At 45.7% G+C, this 19,298-nt stretch carries 15 protein-coding genes; 8 read left to right on the top strand and 7 right to left on the bottom strand.

Features of this window, described 5'->3' with window-relative positions; all coding sequences use genetic code 11:
• Positions 1–73 precede the first annotated feature (73 nt).
• The 6 genes from NSS66_RS21660 (at position 74) to NSS66_RS21635 (ending at position 7,800) form a co-directional block, all read left to right on the top strand.
• Positions 74–967, top strand: a complete 894-nt coding sequence (locus NSS66_RS21660) for an AraC family transcriptional regulator (protein WP_028541895.1) — start codon at positions 74–76, stop codon at positions 965–967.
• Positions 968–1,079: 112 nt separating this feature from the next.
• Complete coding sequence (locus NSS66_RS21655; protein WP_025718799.1) at positions 1,080–1,535, top strand: PTS sugar transporter subunit IIA; 456 nt, start codon at positions 1,080–1,082, stop codon at positions 1,533–1,535.
• Positions 1,535–1,852, top strand: coding sequence for a PTS fructose transporter subunit IIB (locus NSS66_RS21650; RefSeq protein ID WP_339201255.1), 318 nt, complete (start codon positions 1,535–1,537; stop codon positions 1,850–1,852). Before NSS66_RS21655 ends, NSS66_RS21650 begins: the two co-directional genes overlap by 1 nt.
• Before the next feature lie 99 nt (positions 1,853–1,951).
• Positions 1,952–3,067, top strand: a complete 1,116-nt coding sequence (locus NSS66_RS21645; RefSeq protein ID WP_023986531.1) for a PTS fructose transporter subunit IIC — start codon at positions 1,952–1,954, stop codon at positions 3,065–3,067.
• A 43-nt stretch (positions 3,068–3,110) separates the two neighbouring features.
• Complete coding sequence (mngB, locus tag NSS66_RS21640; protein WP_254349138.1) at positions 3,111–5,786, top strand: mannosylglycerate hydrolase; 2,676 nt, start codon at positions 3,111–3,113, stop codon at positions 5,784–5,786.
• 46 nt (positions 5,787–5,832) lie between these two features.
• On the top strand, positions 5,833–7,800 hold the full coding sequence (locus NSS66_RS21635; protein ID WP_068938364.1) for a BglG family transcription antiterminator: 1,968 nt from the start codon (positions 5,833–5,835) through the stop codon (positions 7,798–7,800).
• A 38-nt stretch (positions 7,801–7,838) separates the two neighbouring features.
• Here NSS66_RS21635 and NSS66_RS21630 read toward each other — a convergent pair whose 3' ends face one another.
• On the bottom strand, positions 7,839–8,243 hold the full coding sequence (locus NSS66_RS21630; RefSeq protein WP_023986534.1) for a type II toxin-antitoxin system death-on-curing family toxin: 405 nt from the start codon (positions 8,241–8,243) through the stop codon (positions 7,839–7,841).
• On the bottom strand, positions 8,240–8,503 hold the full coding sequence (locus tag NSS66_RS21625; protein ID WP_013308294.1) for an AbrB/MazE/SpoVT family DNA-binding domain-containing protein: 264 nt from the start codon (positions 8,501–8,503) through the stop codon (positions 8,240–8,242). The genes NSS66_RS21630 and NSS66_RS21625 overlap by 4 nt, the downstream gene beginning before the upstream one ends.
• A gap of 194 nt (positions 8,504–8,697) precedes the next feature.
• Between NSS66_RS21625 and NSS66_RS21620 the strand changes: the two genes are divergently transcribed.
• Together NSS66_RS21620 and NSS66_RS21615 are read left to right on the top strand one after the other, a co-directional pair.
• Complete coding sequence (locus tag NSS66_RS21620) at positions 8,698–9,636, top strand: YwqG family protein (RefSeq protein WP_340959741.1); 939 nt, start codon at positions 8,698–8,700, stop codon at positions 9,634–9,636.
• Positions 9,637–9,865: 229 nt separating this feature from the next.
• Complete coding sequence (locus NSS66_RS21615; RefSeq protein WP_340959740.1) at positions 9,866–10,684, top strand: alpha/beta fold hydrolase; 819 nt, start codon at positions 9,866–9,868, stop codon at positions 10,682–10,684.
• 192 nt (positions 10,685–10,876) lie between these two features.
• Here NSS66_RS21615 and NSS66_RS21610 read toward each other — a convergent pair whose 3' ends face one another.
• The 5 genes from NSS66_RS21610 to NSS66_RS21590 form a co-directional block, all read right to left on the bottom strand.
• Positions 10,877–13,921, bottom strand: coding sequence for a glycoside hydrolase family 2 TIM barrel-domain containing protein (locus NSS66_RS21610; protein ID WP_340959738.1), 3,045 nt, complete (start codon positions 13,919–13,921; stop codon positions 10,877–10,879).
• A gap of 52 nt (positions 13,922–13,973) precedes the next feature.
• On the bottom strand, positions 13,974–14,798 hold the full coding sequence (locus NSS66_RS21605; RefSeq protein WP_028541902.1) for a carbohydrate ABC transporter permease: 825 nt from the start codon (positions 14,796–14,798) through the stop codon (positions 13,974–13,976).
• A complete protein-coding gene (locus tag NSS66_RS21600) occupies positions 14,795–15,691 on the bottom strand; it encodes a carbohydrate ABC transporter permease (RefSeq protein ID WP_013308301.1) in 897 nt (298 codons plus the stop codon). Before NSS66_RS21600 ends, NSS66_RS21605 begins: the two co-directional genes overlap by 4 nt.
• Positions 15,692–15,792: 101 nt before the next feature.
• Positions 15,793–17,082 carry an ABC transporter substrate-binding protein gene (locus NSS66_RS21595; protein ID WP_023986539.1) on the bottom strand — a complete coding sequence of 430 codons (1,290 nt, stop codon included), beginning with the start codon at positions 17,080–17,082 and terminating at the stop codon, positions 15,793–15,795.
• A gap of 399 nt (positions 17,083–17,481) precedes the next feature.
• Positions 17,482–19,293, bottom strand: a complete 1,812-nt coding sequence (locus tag NSS66_RS21590; RefSeq protein ID WP_103744751.1) for a cache domain-containing sensor histidine kinase — start codon at positions 19,291–19,293, stop codon at positions 17,482–17,484.
• Between the last annotated feature and the right edge of the window lie 5 nt (positions 19,294–19,298).

Genomic DNA, 19,298 nt, shown 5'->3' with positions numbered 1-19,298 from the left:
AATCGCGGTATGTCAGTAGCTTAACCATACAATGGGTGGACAAATCCGAACATGAACCTAAAGAGGCGATAACATGACCTATCTAAAAGTAAATGTAGATGCTCCGATTCAACTGATCTCGGCAGGCGAGTTTGTTAACGAGGTACCTTGGAAGCATATGAGTCGTTCCATTGAGAATTTTGAGCTGATCCTAGGTGTCCAAGAGACGGTATATATACGGGAGGAACGGGAAGATTTTGAAGTAGGCGAGGGAGATATTCTATTGCTTTACCCCGGTCGTACGCATAAAGGATACCAGGAGTCATTGCCAGGCGTGAAATTTTATTGGTTTCATTTCGATGTTCCCACGACCCCGAATGTATTATCTAATGAAGAAATGAAGCAGGAAACAAGTGCTATGGATGGGCTTTTGCAGCGTCACGGTGTGATGCGTGATATCTATTTACCGCAATGTGTACAGGCAGACAACGGAGATCGGATTCATATTATCGTCAATCAGATTTTGCATGTAGCCAACTCACATTACCTTACGTATCACAGTGCAAATTATTTGTTCACCTCGCTGCTGATCGAGATATCTGAACTGGCGCTTAGCCGCTTGCTTTCCAATCCTGTCAGTTCACAGGGGAATGTGAGTTTTAACAAAATTATCGAGTGGACTCGAATTCATGCTGAAGAGCCGTTGACTGTGACGGATTTAGCCCGAAAATTCAATTACAACAAGGATTATATCTCTCGTTTGTTCAAGCAAAATACAGGCATGCGTCCCCTGGAGTTCATTCATAGTATTCGCATTAACAAAGCCAAAGAGTTGATTTCCCGTACAGATATGAGCATTAAGCAGGTTGCCGAAGAGGCAGGATATACCGATGAGAAGTATTTTATGCGTTTGTTCAAAAAGAGAGCCCACATGACTCCTTCCCAATACCGGAATGCCTATCACAAAACATTTATGAACAATGTCTAGTGCATTTCCGCTTGGATAGGGAAATTTTATAGATAAAACATGGAGGAAGAGTCGGCTAAAATAAACTTGTAAGCGTTTCACCTATAGATAGAAGGGAGGAGAGACATCCACCATGATTACTAGAGAACAGATTTATTTGGATGAGAAGCTGGAGACCAAATCGGCTGTGTTTGAGTTTATTGCTCAAGAGGCTGAAAAGCTGGGTGTCACCGTCCATAGGGAGCAACTGGTGCAGGATTTGTGGGAGAGGGAAAAGGTATATTCGACAGGGCTTCAGGATCAGTTTGCCATACCTCATACGCAGAGCGAAGTGGTCACCAGACCAGCAGTCCTCGTGATCCGATTGGAACATAGCATTGACTGGGCCTCTCATGATGGCAAGCCTGTCCAGTATATTTTTAGTATTTTGGTGCCTAAAGGGTCCGTGGATGTATCCCATTTACAAATTATTTCCTCGCTCGCAACCCTGCTCTTAGAGGATTCCTTTAAAGAGGCGGTAGCGGGTGCCAATAGCAGCGGCGACGTGTATCATTTGCTGGAACAGTATACAGAAGGGTTGGTGTCATAATGAAAATTGTAAGCGTTACATCCTGTATCGCAGGGTTGGCTCATACTCCAATGGCGGCAAAAGCACTGGAAAAAGCAGCGGCACAGCTCGGTCACCATATTAAAGTGGAGCAGCAAGGCGCACTAGGCCAAGTGAACAAACTTACGGAGGAAGACATTGCAGCGGCGGAATTTGTACTGATTGCCTCGGATCAGACAGTGAAGGATGCAGAGCGTTTTGAAGATAAAAGAATCGTTCGCGTTAAAATCGGTCATGCGGTCAACAATGCGGAAGCGGTTCTTACCAAAGCGGTGGAGGCCATCTCTGCTCAAAAATAAGATTAGGGAGGCAACACGGACAATCAGCGGCGTAGATGATCTGAATGATATCCGATGAGCCTTTGAATAACAGTAGTATTCATGATGGGGGAGAACATGATGAAAAAATGGCTGAGTGAAGCTAAAAAGCATCTGATGACAGGTATTTCTTACCTGCTTCCGGTTATTATTGCAGGCTCCTTGATTGTTGCCGTGTGTAAAATTATCGGTCTGACAATGGGTGTCACTGACTTTGGTCCATATGCTGACAAAAGTGGATTTCTTCATATTTTATACTTAGTCGAAAATGTAGGCTGGCGCGGAATTGGACTGCTAAACATGGTTCTGGCTGGGTATATCGCCTATTCAATTGCCGACAAGCCTGCACTTGCTGCAGGGCTGATTGGCGGCGTGCTGGCACAGGAGACGAATGCGGGATTCTTGGGCGCTCTTGTTGCAGGTTTTTTCGCGGGGTATGTCACCCTCTGGGTGAAAAACAAAGTGAAAATCACAGGTCCGGCCGCAGGCTCTGTTCCGCTAATTATTTTGCCGCTCATTACGGTAGGCTTAACCGGGATTCTCATGTCCGTCATCCTAGGTGGGCCGTTGAGCGCGATTAATGAAGGACTGGTCAACTGGATTAAGCATATGAGTGAGAGCGGAACCAGCACCTTGGCGCTAGCCTTAATTTTGGGAGCCATGATTGGGTTCGATCTTGGGGGTCCCGTCAATAAAGCTGCCTGGATGGCGGGAAATGCGTTATTCCTGTCGGGTGTGTATTTACCCAATATTTTCGTAAACATTGCCATCTGTATTCCACCGCTAGGCTATGGAATTGCAACCCTAATTCTGAAACATCGCTTTTCCAAAACATATCGGGAAGCTGGAAAAGGCTCTGTGATCATGGGCATTATCGGAATTACGGAAGGGGCTATCCCGTTTACACTGCGTAACCCTGCCAAGCTGATTCCATTGAATATGATTGCCTGCGCAGCAGGTGCAGCATTGACGGCTTTGCTGGGCGCACATGTCATCATGCCTCCAATTGGCGGTTTGTATGGCGCCATCTCCGTAGGTACTCCGTTTGCATATCTGGCTGGAGGGGTTACAGGCGCATTAATCATTGTGGCAGGAACCTTGCTCGTCAATTTCCGTGAGGAAGAACAGCAGCAGGCTGAAACGAAAGAGGCCTCTGTTAAGAAAAATGGAGAAGACATTGAGCTTGTATTTGACTAAATATCACTAGATAAAGAATAGACAGCATGGAGGGAGAACGAGAATGAGCCGTACGAAAGTGCATGTCATACCACATACTCACTGGGATCGAGAATGGTATTTTACCACTTCCAGATCCAAAGTCTACTTGGTGAAGCATGTGAAAGAAGTATTGGATGCGTTGGAGAATGGGGACGGTTTTAAATACTATCTTTTGGATGCCCAAGGGTCCTTGCTTGACGATTATACCCGCTGGTGCCCGGAGGATGAAGAGCGCATTCGCCGTCTGGTAAGCGATAAACGCCTGATGACCGGGCCGTGGTATACGCAGACGGATCAATTGGTGATTTCCGGTGAATCGATGGTCCGTAATCTGTATTACGGTATGGAAACGGCGCAGAAATATGGTCATGCCATGAAGGTCGGTTATGTGCCGGATGCCTTCGGCCAGTCGGCGCAGATGCCGCAGATTTATCAGGAGTTCGGTATTCGGCATTTTCTATTCTGGCGCGGGGTAGCCGATAATACGAATCCTAAAACCGAGTTTTTGTGGAAGGGGTCGGATGGCAGTCAGGTGTTTGCGGTACAGATGCCGTTTGGCTACTACTATGGTGGGAATATTCCAGAGGAAGCGGGAGAACTTGAGGCGTATCTCGACAGCCAGATCGGTGCGCTGGAAGAAAAAGCGTCTACCCGCCATGTTTATTTTCCCAACGGCTTCGACCAAGCACCTATCCGCCTGAACTTGCCAGAATTGATTCGCACATTCAACGAGCTGGACCCGGAACGGGAATATGTGATGAATGAGCCGGAACGTTTCCTTGAAGAGATTGAAAAGGACAGCAACGACCTTCCTGTACTGGAAGGAGAGCTTATGGAAGCCAAGCATATGCGTATTCATAAGTCGATTTTTTCCACACGAGCTGACCTTAAGCAGCAAAATAACGAGATTGAACATTTAATCGTGAACACGCTGGAGCCTGTACTGTCGATCAGCCATGCACTTGGGCATGAATATCCACATTATATCGTGAAGGATATATGGAAGCTCTTGTTTGAAAATGCAGCCCACGACAGCATTGGTGGATGCAATAGTGATACGACGAATCGGGATGTGGCTTTTCGTTATAAGCAGGCGCGGGATATCGCGGAGAATGTATTGGAGCTGCACAAGCGACTGATCGCGTCGAAGATTAAGCAGGAGGAGACTTTTGCCTTCACCATCTTTAATACGTTGCCTTACCCGCGCAAGGGAGTGACAGAAATTGATGCTTACTTGCCGGAAGGAAGCTTTGTCATTCGGGATACGAACGGTCAGCAGCTTTTGTATACGATTACCGAGAAAGTGGAACAAACAGACTACGTGCTCGGTCAGCATATTGATCTGAATCCGAGCAAAAAGGTGTACCTGCCTGAGCGTGTATTCCGTGCCAAGCTGTTGGTGGAGCTTCAGGAAGTACCTGCTATGGGGTACACACAAATTATATTTGATTTTAGTGCAACAGGGGATACAACAGTAGAACGTAGCAACGGAAAACATATTGAAAATGAATTCTATAGCATAGCCGTACAGGAGAACGGGGCATTAAGCATCACGGATAAAATTTCGGGACGTGTGTACTCAGATCAGATGGTGTTCGAGGAAAACGGAGATGACGGAGATTCCTACAACTATTCTCCACCGGAACGTGATCTTACAGTTTCTTCGCTGGGTGCTGATGTGGAGACGATAACATCCAAAAGTACGGTATCCGAAGAATTGTCCCTTCGGATGAAACTGAAGGTTCCGTATGATTTAAATGAGCGTTCCGCTGCTGGGACTTCAGCTGAGTTGCCACTCCAGGCATCGGTGTCCTTGCGGAAAGGTGAACGCCTGATACGCTTCTCGGTGGATGTGGACAACCGAGTGCTGAGTCACCGTCTGCGGGTGCTATTTGATACTGGGATTGCCTCTAAGCTATCTATTGCAGATCAGCCGTTCGGAGTCATTGCCCGTCCAACTACGCTGGAGGAAGTAAAGGTATGGGAACGGGAGCAGTGGACGGAAAAGCCGATCACCATTGAAGCTATGCAAAGCTATGTTGCATTAAACGATGGTTCCCATGGGGTAGCCGTGATGACTGAAGGAGTAAGGGAATATGAAGTCATTGGGCATGAACATGATACAATAGCGCTGACGTTATTCCGCACTTTTGGTTATATGGGCAAGGAGAATCTGCTATACCGCCCGGGTCGTGCCTCAGGAGAAAAGATCGTAGAAACGCCAGATGCACAGCTGCTCGGTGAGCTTACATTTACGTTTGCTCTACATGTCCACGAGTCCGGGTTTGATGAGGCGGGCATTGCTCAAGCGGCCAAGGAATATTTAACACCATTGTCCAGCTACCAGTTGTCTGATTTTCTGAACGGCCGTTTAATTTTTGCCTTCCGAGACGAAGAAAGAATATTTGAGCAAAACTATAGCCTGTTATCTTTTAGCAAGGATTCCAATGTAATCTTGAGTGCATTCAAGAAAGCAGAGCATAGTGATGGTTATATCGTCCGTGTATTTAATCCTTATTTAGAGAAAAATGCGACTGCACATATCACATACAGCGAATCGGCCCATTACGAGTTGGTTTCGCTGGATGAGCGTTCGAAGGGAGAAACATTGGTTTCGTCCGATACGGAAGGTGCACAATTGCCGGAATTGCAGCATTGCAAGCTGTTAACGGTACTGGTAACCCCGGAATTGAACTAACGTGGAAGTAAAATACGGTTTATCGGAAAGGAGGTCTTATATCTACATGATTTTTCCCTACAAACGCTTGAAAAAGCTGTACCAGCTCGTCAGTGGAAATGATCAAGGCTGGTCTTGGACCACCAAAGCGCTCGCTGAGCGGCTGGAGGTAACAGAGCGGACCATCCGCGATGATCTTAAGAAGCTGGACAGTATGCTGAATGAATATGGAGCATATCTGGAATCCAAGAGGGGTAGCGGCTATACGATTAGGGTTGATGACCGTGAGAAATACCATTTTTTTGCGGATGAAAGTCAGGAAGAAACAGAAGTAAGTCAGCAGCTACCGGGGGCTCCAGAAGAGCGCATACGGTATGAGCTGTTCAAGCTGCTGAATGCGAGGGAATACGTGAAGATGGAGGATCTCGCCGATGAGCTGTATATTAGCCGGGCCACGATGAATAATGATTCTAAAATCATCCGTCGGATTCTGGAGGATTATAGCCTTACTCTGCGCACCAAGCCGGGACATGGTGTAAAGGTGATTGGGGAAGAAAAGAGTATTCGTTACTGCCTGGCTGAATATGCTGACGTCCGCGATGAAGAGGGACAACGCAGCGACATGCCCTTGGAACAACAACAGCTGTTTCAAGGATTGGATCTACCGCAGATCCGGACAATTATTCTAAAGCATTTGCGGAGCGTTGGGACCAAAATGGCTGATTTGGCGCTGAAAGATCTCATCACTCATTTGGCGGTCATGGTGCTGCGAGTGAAGGAAGGACATGGTTTAGAACGCTTTGAGGCGGTGGTGGGCAGTCCGCGGGATATTGAATTGGCTAGCGCCATGCTGAGGGAGATGGAAGAGGCCTTTGGCATCACCTGTCCAGAAGGAGAGTTCGATTATGTTCTGCTGCATGTCGTCAGCAAAAAGATGGCCGAAACCGAGTGGGAGCGCCTCCAATCTGACCGTCTCTTTTTGGCAGTGCGCGGGATGTTGGCATTCGTCTACGAACGCTTTACCTATGACTTGCGTGACGATGAACGGCTGTCCAAGGATTTATTTGTACATTTGAAGCCAATGCTGACCCGGCTGGAGCATGGTATGAACATGCGTAATCCACTGCTTGGACATATTCGCAAGTATTATCCGCTTGCCTATGAAATCACAGTTGGTGCGGTAAAAGAACTACAAAAATCGTTTCCGTACGACATCAACGATAACGAAATCGGTTATTTGGCACTTCATATCGGGGCTGCATTGGAACGCAAATACAATATCCCTCATCGGCGTCGCAAAACCGTGTTGCTGGTGTGCGGCTCCGGCTACGGAACCGCCCGGATTCTAGAATCCAGGCTGCGTTCGCTGTTCGCTGAGCTGGATGTATCCCGAGTGGTTTCACTTCGGGAATACGAGGAGATGTCCACCGTCGATGAGGACCTCGTCGTTTCGACCATTCACTTACAGCAGCGTAAGGATAAACCGTCCGCGGTGATTAGCCCGATTCCTTCGGAACGGGATATGGAGACAATGACGCGGATGGTACGGGCCAGCGATGAGGAACAGGAAACTTCACTGCTACGGTATTTTGACAAGCAATGGTTTATGACCCGATCCGATCAGCCGAGCAAAGATGCCCTGATTGAAGAAATGAGTGGTATTTTAAAGCAAAAAGGAGTGGTGACTGACAAGTTTTTGCCAGCAGTCAAAGAAAGAGAGAAGCTGGGCTCTACTGCATTGGATCGAGGGATGGCCATCCCCCATCCCCTGGAGCTAAGCTCTAACCGAACGGTCGTAAGCGTGTGCTTGCTGGAAAATCCAATCCCTTGGGATGCCAACCATGAGGTTCATGTGGTATTCCTGCTTTCAATCTGCAAAGAGGACTATGAACAGGCTATGGGGATTTATGATTTGTTTGTAGAACTGATCCGCCAGGAAGAGACGCTGGAACGATTAAAGCATTGCCACTCCTTTGATGCCTTTATGCTAATCGCCCGTCAGGTGCTTGCAGTCAAGAGCAATGATTACCATTGAACCTAAAAAAGAGATCATTCGTGATCTCTTTTTTAGGTTCACACATGTAGTTTGGAAGAGTGGAGCTCGATTAATAAAGCCAGCTGATTCAACGAAAATTTATGATTAACCATATCTACAGTAAAGTCTTCGGCTGCTTTCTGATCCATTTTAAATTGAAAGCCATTGTAGCGCAAAAAAATGAGTAATGCAGTAAAAGCTGTTCGCTTGTTTGCATTGTGAAAAGGATGGTTTTGCCCTAGGGATTCGAATAATGCAGCGGCTTTGCTGAATATTGTGGGGTACGCATCTTCACTAAAAGCTGATGATTGAGGACGTAGAACAGCAGACTCAAGTAGACTGGTATCTTTGACGCCGATTTGTTCGCCTTTGCTGTATCTTTCAATCATAGCGACATTAATAGCTATAACTTCTTGAATGGTTAAGAAACGAATGCTGCTCATCTATCCTTAAGTCCTTTAAGGGTTTCGTCATATGAATCCATTACTTGAGAAAGATTTTCAAGAAAATCATCACTTAACCCTGAGGGCAGAGTTATTTTGTTCGATTTTTGTATAATGATTTGTCCGCTCTTGTGATCTACTTCAACCTGAACTGTATCTCCTTGGCCCAGTCCGAGCTGCTTAATGGCTTCTGTCATAGTAATCCCTAAGCTATTTCCGAATTTAGTAATTTTACGTTCCATTCCAATCACCTTACCCATCTCTTTATCCTCCTTATCATACTATTCAACTGTTATAACAATTATACATGGTTTCAGGGTATATAAACATATACTTTTTAATTCAACTTATATCTGCTAGAAAAATAGATTGTCAGGCTTTTATTTGGTAATCTGGGGTAAGGGTTTAAATGGTTGCAGGCTATATTATTACTTCATGAAAAGGGGCGAGCGAGATGCTACAACCACTATTAAAGGATGAACTGACTCGAATACTGGAAGGGCATTCACTGGATGAAGATTTAAAAGAAGAGATTCATCAGGAAGCTCAAGCTGCTATACAATTTTATGTGGATCATGAGGAAAATTACGAACACATTGGAAATAGTCGGATCGCCGGCTATCCAGATCTGCCACCCACGATAGAGTGGCCGTGTGATTCAGACGGAGAATATTATACGTTCATTGCTCAAATTAATTTGGGCGAGCTACCTTTTTCACCATTTGAGGGATTGCCTCATCAGGGCATACTTTACTTTTTTCTTGGGCTGGATGAGCCCGCCTATGATATTGACCATAAAATCTTTTACTATAACGGTGACAGCAGCGCTTTGAAGAAAACCTTGCCACCGACCGGGAAGGTTGAAGTATGTGCTGAGAACAGGGGTTTCACATCTTATGCAATTTCTTTTCAGCCGATTGTTACCCTGCGGTCGGAGGGTGAACTAGGAGATGTTCTTGTAGATCAGTATGAAGAGCTGTATGAGCTTGTTTGTGAACAAAGTGACACGGTGTGGGGTCAGCATCAATCTTTTGCCGGGAACACCCTGCGGGATGCTTACCTACGCCGAAACGGGCTAGAGGGTCTTCTGTTTAACTGGCATAAGAGTGAGAGTCAGATTCATAAGGAAATCGAGCAAGCTATGCATAGGGAAAGTACGGATTATGCGGAGCATTTACGATCCGAAGTGCTGCCTCAGCTGCAAGAATATCAGACGAATCGAGAGAAGCACGATCGAGCTTCGGAAAATTGGCATGTTCTGCTCTCGGTCTCTTCTTTGGACGAGGTTGGTATGTGCTGGTGGGACGCAGGGTATTTGGAATTTTTGATCGATCAAAGAGACTTGAAGAACCTTGATTTCACGCGAACGTATGTTAATTTGGCAACGAGCTAGCTAAAGTTCTAGACTGGGAAAATAAAGTATTAAAGCGACGTTGTTTTATTAAGCTAACGGGCAGGTTAGTTTAACTCCAGAAACAAGAATAGGGAACAAGTGTTCTTTACATGTATTATATATGAGTATATAATCAAAACGAACCGGAGATCTGGTTTGCTTGATAAAACAATGTAGATTCTTCTTTAGTGTAAGAATATTATAAATAAATCAATTTTGGAGGGTCTGTATGCCATATTGTAAAGTCAAGAATGCCAATATATATTACGAGGAAATTGGTAAAGGCAAACCAATTGTAATGATCCATGGTTTTACACCAGACCATCGGTTAATGAGTGGGTGCATGGAACCGATATTTGAAGATAATCCCGATTGGCGTCGTATCTATCTTGACCTGCCTGGAATGGGACAAACAAAGGACTACGATCAAATATGTAATTCAGATGATATGCTAGAAGCAGTTATAAATTTTATTGAAACTCTTGTCCCAAACCAAGATTATCTCATAGCAGGCGAATCGTACGGTGGATATATTACAAGGGGAATAATTAATAGACATAAAGATCGTATTGGTGGAGCTGCTCTGATTTGTCCATTAATTATTCCTGAACACAAAAGAAGAATACTGCCCGAGCATTTTGTTGTTCATTGTGATCGCGAGTTTATGGGCACCTTAAGTGAAGAGCAAATAAGTGATTTTAGCGCAAATCAAGTCGTTCTCAATGAATATAATTGGAAAAGGTATTCTGAAGAGATAGTGGCAGGTTGTAAGATCGCTGACTACGATTTTCTTAGCAAGATTCAAAGAAACTATGGATTTTCTACCAATATAGATAAATTAGTTTTTGATAAACCAACAGTATTTACCCTTGGGCGACAAGATGCAGTCGTTGGTTACATAGATGCTTTTAGAATTTTAGAAAATTATACTAGAGCAACCTTCGCCGTTTTAGATCGAGCAGGGCATAATCTTCAGATTGAACAGGCTCTATTATTTGAGTCACTTATGCGTGAGTGGCTTGAAAGAGTAACAGAGTTTGGATTTTAGTTTTATATTAATCCATGGAACTAACGGGAGACGTTGATTCAATGAAACAACGACAACCTAGGACTTTATTTTCTGCTGACAGTATGATTGGAATGATAAAATACAAAAGCCCTTCCAGCTTTAGCTTCTCATGAGGGAAGCAGCGGAAGGGCTTTTGTTATATCTACTTGTCTATACAGTGAGCGTGCTTATTTATACTCGTTGCACGGTAAATTCGAATTCCAGCTTTTGATCGGCTGTAATTTGGTATTCTTCATGTACCGGAGCCCCCCAGCTATCGTCGCCGCCTACGCCCATTTGTTTACCAGCTATGGTGACAACGGTGTAATACACGTTTGGTAGCTCATACAGATGGTAAGCACTTTCCAGCTCGAACGCTGTGTACGGTGAAATGTTGCATTCCACAGGCGCGGTACCCGGTGCAGTAATGCGAATACCGCGTTGAGAATCGTCGGTAATATCGACACGGCGCACGCCTGTACGGTTACCGGATTCCTGCGGTACGACATACCCGGATACGTTATCCGCAGCTTCGTTACGGAATACGCCTAGTCTCGCGCCAAAGGCACGGTCGATGTAATTCTCTTCCGGTCCCATCGCGTACCAGTCCAGATGGCGGTAGTCTGCCGGAACCTTGAACGAAAGGGCAAAGATCGGCAGATTAGGCAGTCCTGAGACGCCTTCATAAGTCGATTTTACGTTCAGACTGCCATCCGCCAGGACGGTGTAGGTTACCGTTATCTGTACGTCTGCATGGATGCTCAGCGTGTAGCGGAATGTAACGGTTACACGGTCTGTCTGCTCTTCCGTGACCTGAATGTCCACGCATTTACGTGTCAGACTTGCAGCGAACCAGCCACCGGCTTCAAAGCCCAGAGCAGTTCCCCGATCATTGTCTGTGGTCGCCCGCCAGAACAATGGGGCAGGAGGCATGGCAATCATCTCACGTCCGGCGTAGCGAAGTGAAGTCAGGCTGCCTGCTCCTTTGGAGAACATCATACTGAAATCTGCACCGTGAACGCCAATGTTAACATCACCATGCACCACTCGTAAGGCACCGCCCGTAGGGATCTTCAGCGGATTTGGATCTTCCACAATGAAAATATGTTGTCCGAAGGCTACTTCATGCCCAGCCTCAGCCCAGAGCGTCGCTTCCTTCAATACGAGCGCCGTGTGAATGACATATTCCCCAGGCTTCTTGTCTGTGCTTGGGAACGTCAGTGGAATATAGGCTTCGGTCTGAGCCGCTACATCTACATGAATGGCATTACGTTCGATTTCTTGGCCTTCATGCAGTAGACTGTATACTAGCTCATAGTCGTCCGTTCCCTCGAACAGGCTTTCGTTGCGAATGGTTACACCTTTGGTATCCGGGATGAGCTTCAGATTTTGATACAGGAATTTGACCTCCTGCATCTTCGGCGAAACCTTCCGGTCCGCATAGACGATTCCGTCCGTACAGAAGCCATAGTCTGTAGCACGGTCGTCAAAGTCGCCGCCGATCGCGAGGTACTCGCGTCCGTAGCGATCTTTTTTCATAACAGCCTGATCAATATAATCCCATATAAAACCGCCCTGGTACAGCTCGTATTTGTTCTCCAGCTCGGTATACTTGTGCATGCCGCCTACGGAATTACCCATCGCATGCATGTATTCGCAACTGATATACGGCTTTTGCGGATTGTCGTTTAGATATTGCTCGATATCTGCGGGTTTGGCGTACATCCGGCTCTCCATATCGCTGGTATCATCGTACGTACGGTTGTGAAACACGCCTTCGTAGTGTACCAAACGGCTCGGGTCGGTGGCTCGGAAATAGTTGGCTACATTGCGCAGCACTTCACCTGCATACGACTCATTGCCGCAGGACCAAATCAGAATGGACGCATGGTTTTTGTCCCGTTCCAGCATGGAAATGGCGCGATCCATGACGATATCCTGCCACTCAGGCAGATTGGCGGGAATATTCCACGATGGCTCGACGGCGCCGAGTTTTTGCCAGGAACCGTGTGTTTCCAAGTTCATTTCATCAATTACATAGACCCCGTACTCATCGCATAGCTCATACCACAGAGTCTGATTTGGATAATGAGAGGTACGAACAGCGTTCATATTGTTCTGCTTGAGCGTCCGGATATCCCACAGCATATCTTCACGGGAAATCGCACGTCCGGTGCGAGCGTTAAATTCATGGCGGTTCACACCTTTAAAGACGATGCGTTTGCCGTTCAAATGCATGACCTTGTTTAGCAGCTCAAATTTACGGAAGCCAATTTTTTGTGGAATGACTTCCACAAGCGATCCACTGGCATCATAAATTTGAATGAACAACGTGTACAAATAAGGTTTCTCCGCGCTCCAGCGCTGCACTTGCTCCAAGGCTGCTGACAGCGAAGCTGTGCCATCAGTAAAGTCAGCTTTCAAAGAAGCTACAACATGGCCGGCAGCATCTTTCACATCGACAGTTGCATAGGCCGTTGCCGGCTTTTCCAAGGTCAATTTCAGCTCCAGAAGACCCTGCGTGTAGGAAGCATCCAGATCCGCCTTGGCATGCAGGTCACGTACGTGAAGAGTAGGGATGGTATAGAGATATACGTCTCTGAAAATACCGGAAAAACGCCAAAAGTCCTGATCCTCCAGCCACGCTCCCGTACTTCTTTGATATACCTCCACTGCCAGCTTGTTTTCGCCTGCTTGCAAGAACGGTGTCAGTTCAAAATCAGACGGTGTAAAGCTGTCCTCGCTGTAACCGACAAATTGTCCGTTCAGCCATACATAGAAAGCCGACTCGACGCCTTGGAAAGAAATGAACACAGGCTGCGCGCCCGAAGCCATATTTTCCGGCAAAACAAAGCTTTTGATATAGCTCCCGACCGGGTTGTGGTCCTCCGGAATATGGGGTGGACGAACGTCCGAATGTCCGTCCCATGGATACATCGTATTCACGTACTGCATTTGGCCAAAGCCTTGCGTCTGAATGTGACCCGGCACCTGAATATCGCTCCAGCCGCCATACTCAAAGCCAGGAGTATAGAACTCTACCGGACGGCTGGCTGGATTCGTTGCATAGTTAAACTTCCAGCTCCCATTCAGGCTATGACGCCAAGCCATATCAGCTTGCTGCTCCGCTTCTTGAAGCGTAGCGTAATATTTGTGATCGGAATAGGCGGGCAGCCGATGTACAGCAAATTTGGTTACGTCGGTCAGCCAGTCCAGACTAGGGGTATGGATGGTCAAGGCGAACACTCCTTATTTTTAAAATGAAATGAAGATATTACACAGTAATTTGTTATTTTACCGAACCAACCATGCCCGCTACAAAGTGTTTCTGCATCAGGAAGAATACCAGTGCAGTCGGCAGTGTGGACAGGACAATGGCGATCATGATGACACCGTAATCCGGTGCATAGCTGGAGCCAAGGTTCGAGATCAACAGCGGAATCGTTTGATTCTCCGGCGTTTGCAACACAATCAGAGGCCAGAGGTAGTTGTTCCAGCTGGACATGAATGTGATGATTGCGGCAGCGGCATAGGTTGTTTTCATCGTAGGCATATACACCCGGAAGAACAGACCCAGCTCGGATAATCCATCCATACGACCTGCTTCCAGTAGATCCTTTGGAAACATCTTGGTGCTTTGACGGAAAAAGAAGATCAGGAACGCCGTAGTTACGGTCGGAATGACGACAGAAGAGAGTGTATCAATACCGATCCACGGTATGACATTAGAAATACCGCCGAACATCCGGTAGAGCGGGATCATGATCGCCGCAAACGGAATCATCATAGACATCAGCAGGATATTGAAGACAACGTCTTTCGCTTTACTTCTGTAAATTTCAAAGCCATAACCGGCCAGTGATGCGATTAGCATAGCCAGCAGCGTAGTTGAGATGGAGACTTTTGCAGAGTTACTTAGTGCGGTAACGATGTCTACTTTTTCAAGCAAATTGTGCATGTTATCCATCAAATGGGAGCCAGGCAGAAGCTTGCCTTTGGTCACATCGACCGACAGGTTCGTGGAGCTGGATAGCATCCAGAGGAACGGGAAAATCGAAACGAACGACACAAGGATCAGAAAGGCGTACGTAAATGCTCTTTTTGTTTTCATCATTTTTTCTCACCTGCCACTTTGAACTGGATAATCGACAAGATAATGATCATAATGACGATGGAATAAGATACGGTCGCCGCATAACCAAAGTCGGATGAATATTTGAAGGAGAGATTGTAAATATATTGCGAAATTGAAGATGTTGCGTTCCCTGGCCCACCCTTGGTAATATTCATAATTTCATCGAAGAGTTGGAGTGTACCAATCGTTGATGTAATCGAAGTGAACAGGATAATCGGCTTAAGCAGTGGAACTGTAATGCTGAAAAACTGTCGGATAGGGGAAGCTCCGTCAATACGGGCCGCTTCGTAGATGGAACTGTCAATGTTCTGAAGACCGGATAGGTAAAAGATCATATTATAACCAGTCCAGCGCCATGTGATCGCGATAATAATTGTAACCTTGGCCCAGAAAGGATCTGTAATCCATTGGATGGGCGTGCCAATCACGTGCAGATTCAGCAATAAGGAGTTTACCAGACCGTCAGACGAGAACAAGTACTTGAAGACAACCGAATATGCTACAAGGGATGTGATACACGGCAAGAAGATAGCTGTGCGGAAAAAGCCCTTGAATTTCAGGTTTTTATCATTCAACAATACCGAAATGAACAGAGCCAGAATGACCATCAAAGGTACCTGGAAAATTAAATAGATAAACGTATTCTTCACGGCGGTTATAAACATTTTATCGGTGAAGAGTCGCTTGTAGTTATCAATGCCGTTAAAGCTCAGATTAGACCCTGTACCTGTCTTAAAGGACAAGATAAGCGCCTGAATCATCGGATAGAAATAAAAAGCGGCGATCATGATCACTGCGATGGATATGAACAACCATCCTGTCATACCTGCTTTGAGACGTGTTGTAGTTATTTTGGGCGCGGCTGTCTTCATACCATGTCAACTCCCTGTGCAGCAATAAAACCTTGAACTCGCAAGCCCAAGGTTTTAAGTGCTTATCGTTTTATTGTTTAGCCTTGGCTAGATGGACTGTCTTATTTAAGCTGTGCTTCCGCCTGTCCTTGAGCATCTTTCAGAACTGCGTCTACATCTTTTCCGTTCAGATAGTTTTGAATTTCAACGGTCATGATATCCTCAATGGCATACGTGTGCAGGCCATAATTGACTTTTGGAACTTGCTTAGTCCATTCTGCAAATTTCTTGTATACTTTGTCGCCTCCGAAGTACGGATCTTCCACGTCATAAGCTTTACCGCTGGAAGCTGCGTTCAATGAACCGACAATTCCAATTTTGCTCAGCATATCTTGATACAGTTCTTGATCTGTTCCGAATGTCTCTTTCAGGAAATCAGCAGCGGTATCTTGACCGTCCGAGTTAAGGACATACCAGGAGCTGCCGCCGAGGCTGGAAGCATTCACGGATTCAGGTATATTTTTCAGCTTAGGGAAAGGAACAACGGCCCATTTACCCGATTGCGAAGCTTCTGCTTTGATCGAAGGTGTAATCCAGTTACCTGTAGGTACGGAAGCAACTGCACCGCTGTTGAATGCGGCCAGGAACTGACTCCAGTCGGCATTCATTTTAACAATGTTAGCGTCGAACAAGGATTTGTACGTCAAGAGCGCTTCTTTCAGAGCTGGATTACCAGCCAGGTTTGGTGTTTTACCGTCTTCTTTCAGGTACCATGAACCTGCAGTTTGGATCATACCACGGATCAGACCGAGGTCATTTGGATCTTGAGTCAGCATTTCTTTGCCTGTTTTTTGTTTTACGGCTTTACCAATTTCAATAAATTTGTCCCAATCAATATTAGTCAGGTCCGCTACTTTGTAGCCGGCTTGTTCCAGATAGTCCGTTCTTACATACAGTCCCATAACACCGGAGTCGAATGGAACACCATACTGTTTGCCGTTGTAGCTAGTCGGTCCGATTTTATAATCAGCGAAGTCGGTTGCTTTGATCGTGCTGCTCATATCATGGAAAGAATCGGGATAGGCTTGCAGGAAGTTCTGTGCCCGATAATCCTCGATCAGAACCACGTTCGGCAGTCCTTTGGTAGAACCGGAGTTAAGACCGGCATTCATTTTTTGTACGATATCGTTTTGAGCATATTCAACAATGTTTACGGTTACATCTGGATGTTTGGCAACGTAGCGATCTTTTGCCAGCTTCAGGGCTGCGATATTAAAGTTCGGGTCCCAAGCCCAGACGGTGATTTCTTTTTTGCCTGAATCTGTGGTAGTCGCTGCTTTCTCGGAATTGCTGGAGCATGCGGATAGCAAGATCAAGCTTGCAATCAGCAGAAGGAAAGTCATTTTTTTCATTTTGTTCAACCCCTACTCTTTTTTTATATGTTGCTTGCTAGTTCTAAACCTCTTAAATGAAAGCGGTTACCTTATTTATAAATCTAGTGTACCATCCATACTTTGTCGGTGTTAGGAATATCTTTATACGGATTGGTCTTATTATTATGATTTATCAAAAAAGGTACCGCTTACATTTGTATTTTGTTTTGGTTTAGGTACTTTTTTTAGGATGAGCTTGAAATTAGATGGTGTGCTACTACGCAGGAGGATGGTGCTTCCCATCGCCACCGCCCCCGGATTTCTTGAATAAATTCCATAAGGTAGAAATCCGGGGACAAAAGCGACCGCTTCGCTTGTACAGCACCATTCCACCCACTCCGTTTTACATGCGCATTTTTTAAGTTCAATCTATATTTATTAGATAAGAGGGGCGGGTTTTACGATCAATGGCAGTGTCATTCTTACTTTGGTGCCCTCGCCCTTTTTACTGGAGATGGTCACGCCATATTCTTCTCCGTATAAAAGGGTAATGCGGTTGTGCACATTCTGGATGCCGATGCCTGTGAACAGTTGGCGCTTGCTCTTGGGATTCGGAAGTCCGTCTTGCGCCGTATGCCCGTCCAAATCCATACCGTCTCCATCATCGACCACCTCACAGATCAATGTATCCTCCGTTTTGGACACCAATATATAGATGTGCCCTACGTTTTTTTCATTAAACGCATGGAAAAAAGAGTTTTCGATAAAAGGCTGAATGATGAGCTTGGGCACATGGTACTCCAGACAATCGGGTGATACAAAATAATTCACTTGTACCCGCTGCCCGTAGCGCACATGGTTAATGAACACATAATTTTGCATGTTGGCCATTTCCTGCTCAATGGTGATCGTTTCACTCACATTGCTGATTGTATTTTGCAGTAAGGAAATGAGTGCATTGATCGTCTCGGCGGCTGTTTCCTTATTTCCTTTGAGCACCAGCATTTTGATCGAAGCCAGTGTATTGTACAGAAAATGCGGATTGATCTGCCGTTGTAGTGCAGCAAGCTCTGCGTTCCGTTGACCCTTTTGCGTCTCTAAAAGCTTACGGATATAGTCATTTAATTCATCCAGCATGTAGTTGTAAGCATGACTTAATTGTCTAACCTCATAGCTGCCCGTTACCGGGATATAATTATCAAAATTTTTCTCGCGTATGGTCGACATTTGCTTCACCAGTCGAGTCAGGGAACGAATCAGTCGACGGGATATGAGAAAAACGATCACCAAAGCAATCAGTACGATGGCAATGCAGATCCATACAACGGATTTAACGTCAATAATTTGCCCAATCGCCGCTTGTCTGTCGATCATGTTCACCAGATAAAAATCAAATGAAGGGATATAGTTGGAAAGGAGGATACTCTCCTTATTCATCACTTCTGCATTAATGTAGTTAAGTCCCTGTTCATTGATTTTTGTGGCATAGCCTAGCAGCTCACTGGAGCGTTGTCCGATCAGGTCCTGGCGGTTGCTTGATACAATCAGTCCCGACTTGTCCAAAATAAGCACATCATTGCCATTGCTTGTGAAATTGTTGTAGAAACGGCGAAATTCAGGTTCCCGGATAGCGATGTAGATCATGCCGTACAGGGTGCCGCTGGTCCGCTCCATAAATGGTTTGGAGGCGATAATATAGGGTGTTGGCTTTTGCGCGGTATTATTCATTTGTTGCTGAAATAATTCAGTATCCAACTGATACATAAGCTGTGCCGGTCGTGCTACACTTCGGGCTGTAATAGCATTGCTTTTAAGCTCTTCCGCAGTTACAGGCCAATAGGACGAGTCAGAGTAAAAGCTCCGGCCGTTCAGACCTGTTACAGCGACACCGACATCATAGGCATCGACGTTCGATTTAATTTGCTTCATTTGCTGTGCCATTCCGAAGTAAATTCTTGCCGAGTTAATCGAGTCAGATTGACCGCCAGTCAGATAGTTTTTGACCGTTCCATTTTCCGAAGCATGGGTTACGGCATTCACGATAGAATCATTGAAGGATTCAAAGCTGGATTGAATCTGGCTGAGTACCTTGGCATTTGTAATACTGAATGTCTCAGCAAAAAGTCGTTCAGACATCCGAATCGTCACCAAAGAGGTCAGCAAGGACACCGCAGTGATGCTGACCACCATAACAATAAAGATTTTGAAGAACAGACCTTGATATTTGATCTTATGGATGTATCTTTTCATATTCA

The sequence above is a fragment of the Paenibacillus sp. FSL R10-2748 genome, assembly GCF_038005565.1.
Classification (GTDB): Bacteria; Bacillota; Bacilli; order Paenibacillales; family Paenibacillaceae; genus Paenibacillus; species Paenibacillus polymyxa_B.
This window is presented reverse-complemented; position numbering and strand designations above follow the sequence as displayed.

What these genes read in the sequence shown, in the direction of transcription:
- NSS66_RS21655 (WP_025718799.1), top strand. Translation starts at nt 1,080, where the DNA reads ATGATTACTAGAGAACAGATTTATTTGGATGAGAAGCTGGAGACCAAA.
- NSS66_RS21645 (WP_023986531.1), top strand. Translation starts at nt 1,952, where the DNA reads ATGAAAAAATGGCTGAGTGAAGCTAAAAAGCATCTGATGACAGGTATT.
- mngB (WP_254349138.1), top strand. Translation starts at nt 3,111, where the DNA reads ATGAGCCGTACGAAAGTGCATGTCATACCACATACTCACTGGGATCGA.
- NSS66_RS21605 (WP_028541902.1), bottom strand. Translation starts at nt 14,798, where the DNA reads ATGATGAAAACAAAAAGAGCATTTACGTACGCCTTTCTGATCCTTGTG.
- NSS66_RS21590 (WP_103744751.1), bottom strand. Translation starts at nt 19,293, where the DNA reads ATGAAAAGATACATCCATAAGATCAAATATCAAGGTCTGTTCTTCAAA.
- NSS66_RS21620 (WP_340959741.1), top strand. Translation starts at nt 8,698, where the DNA reads ATGCTACAACCACTATTAAAGGATGAACTGACTCGAATACTGGAAGGG.
- NSS66_RS21600 (WP_013308301.1), bottom strand. Translation starts at nt 15,691, where the DNA reads ATGAAGACAGCCGCGCCCAAAATAACTACAACACGTCTCAAAGCAGGT.
- NSS66_RS21595 (WP_023986539.1), bottom strand. Translation starts at nt 17,082, where the DNA reads ATGAAAAAAATGACTTTCCTTCTGCTGATTGCAAGCTTGATCTTGCTA.
- NSS66_RS21650 (WP_339201255.1), top strand. Translation starts at nt 1,535, where the DNA reads ATGAAAATTGTAAGCGTTACATCCTGTATCGCAGGGTTGGCTCATACT.
- NSS66_RS21635 (WP_068938364.1), top strand. Translation starts at nt 5,833, where the DNA reads ATGATTTTTCCCTACAAACGCTTGAAAAAGCTGTACCAGCTCGTCAGT.
- NSS66_RS21625 (WP_013308294.1), bottom strand. Translation starts at nt 8,503, where the DNA reads ATGGGTAAGGTGATTGGAATGGAACGTAAAATTACTAAATTCGGAAAT.
- NSS66_RS21630 (WP_023986534.1), bottom strand. Translation starts at nt 8,243, where the DNA reads ATGAGCAGCATTCGTTTCTTAACCATTCAAGAAGTTATAGCTATTAAT.
- NSS66_RS21615 (WP_340959740.1), top strand. Translation starts at nt 9,866, where the DNA reads ATGCCATATTGTAAAGTCAAGAATGCCAATATATATTACGAGGAAATT.
- NSS66_RS21660 (WP_028541895.1), top strand. Translation starts at nt 74, where the DNA reads ATGACCTATCTAAAAGTAAATGTAGATGCTCCGATTCAACTGATCTCG.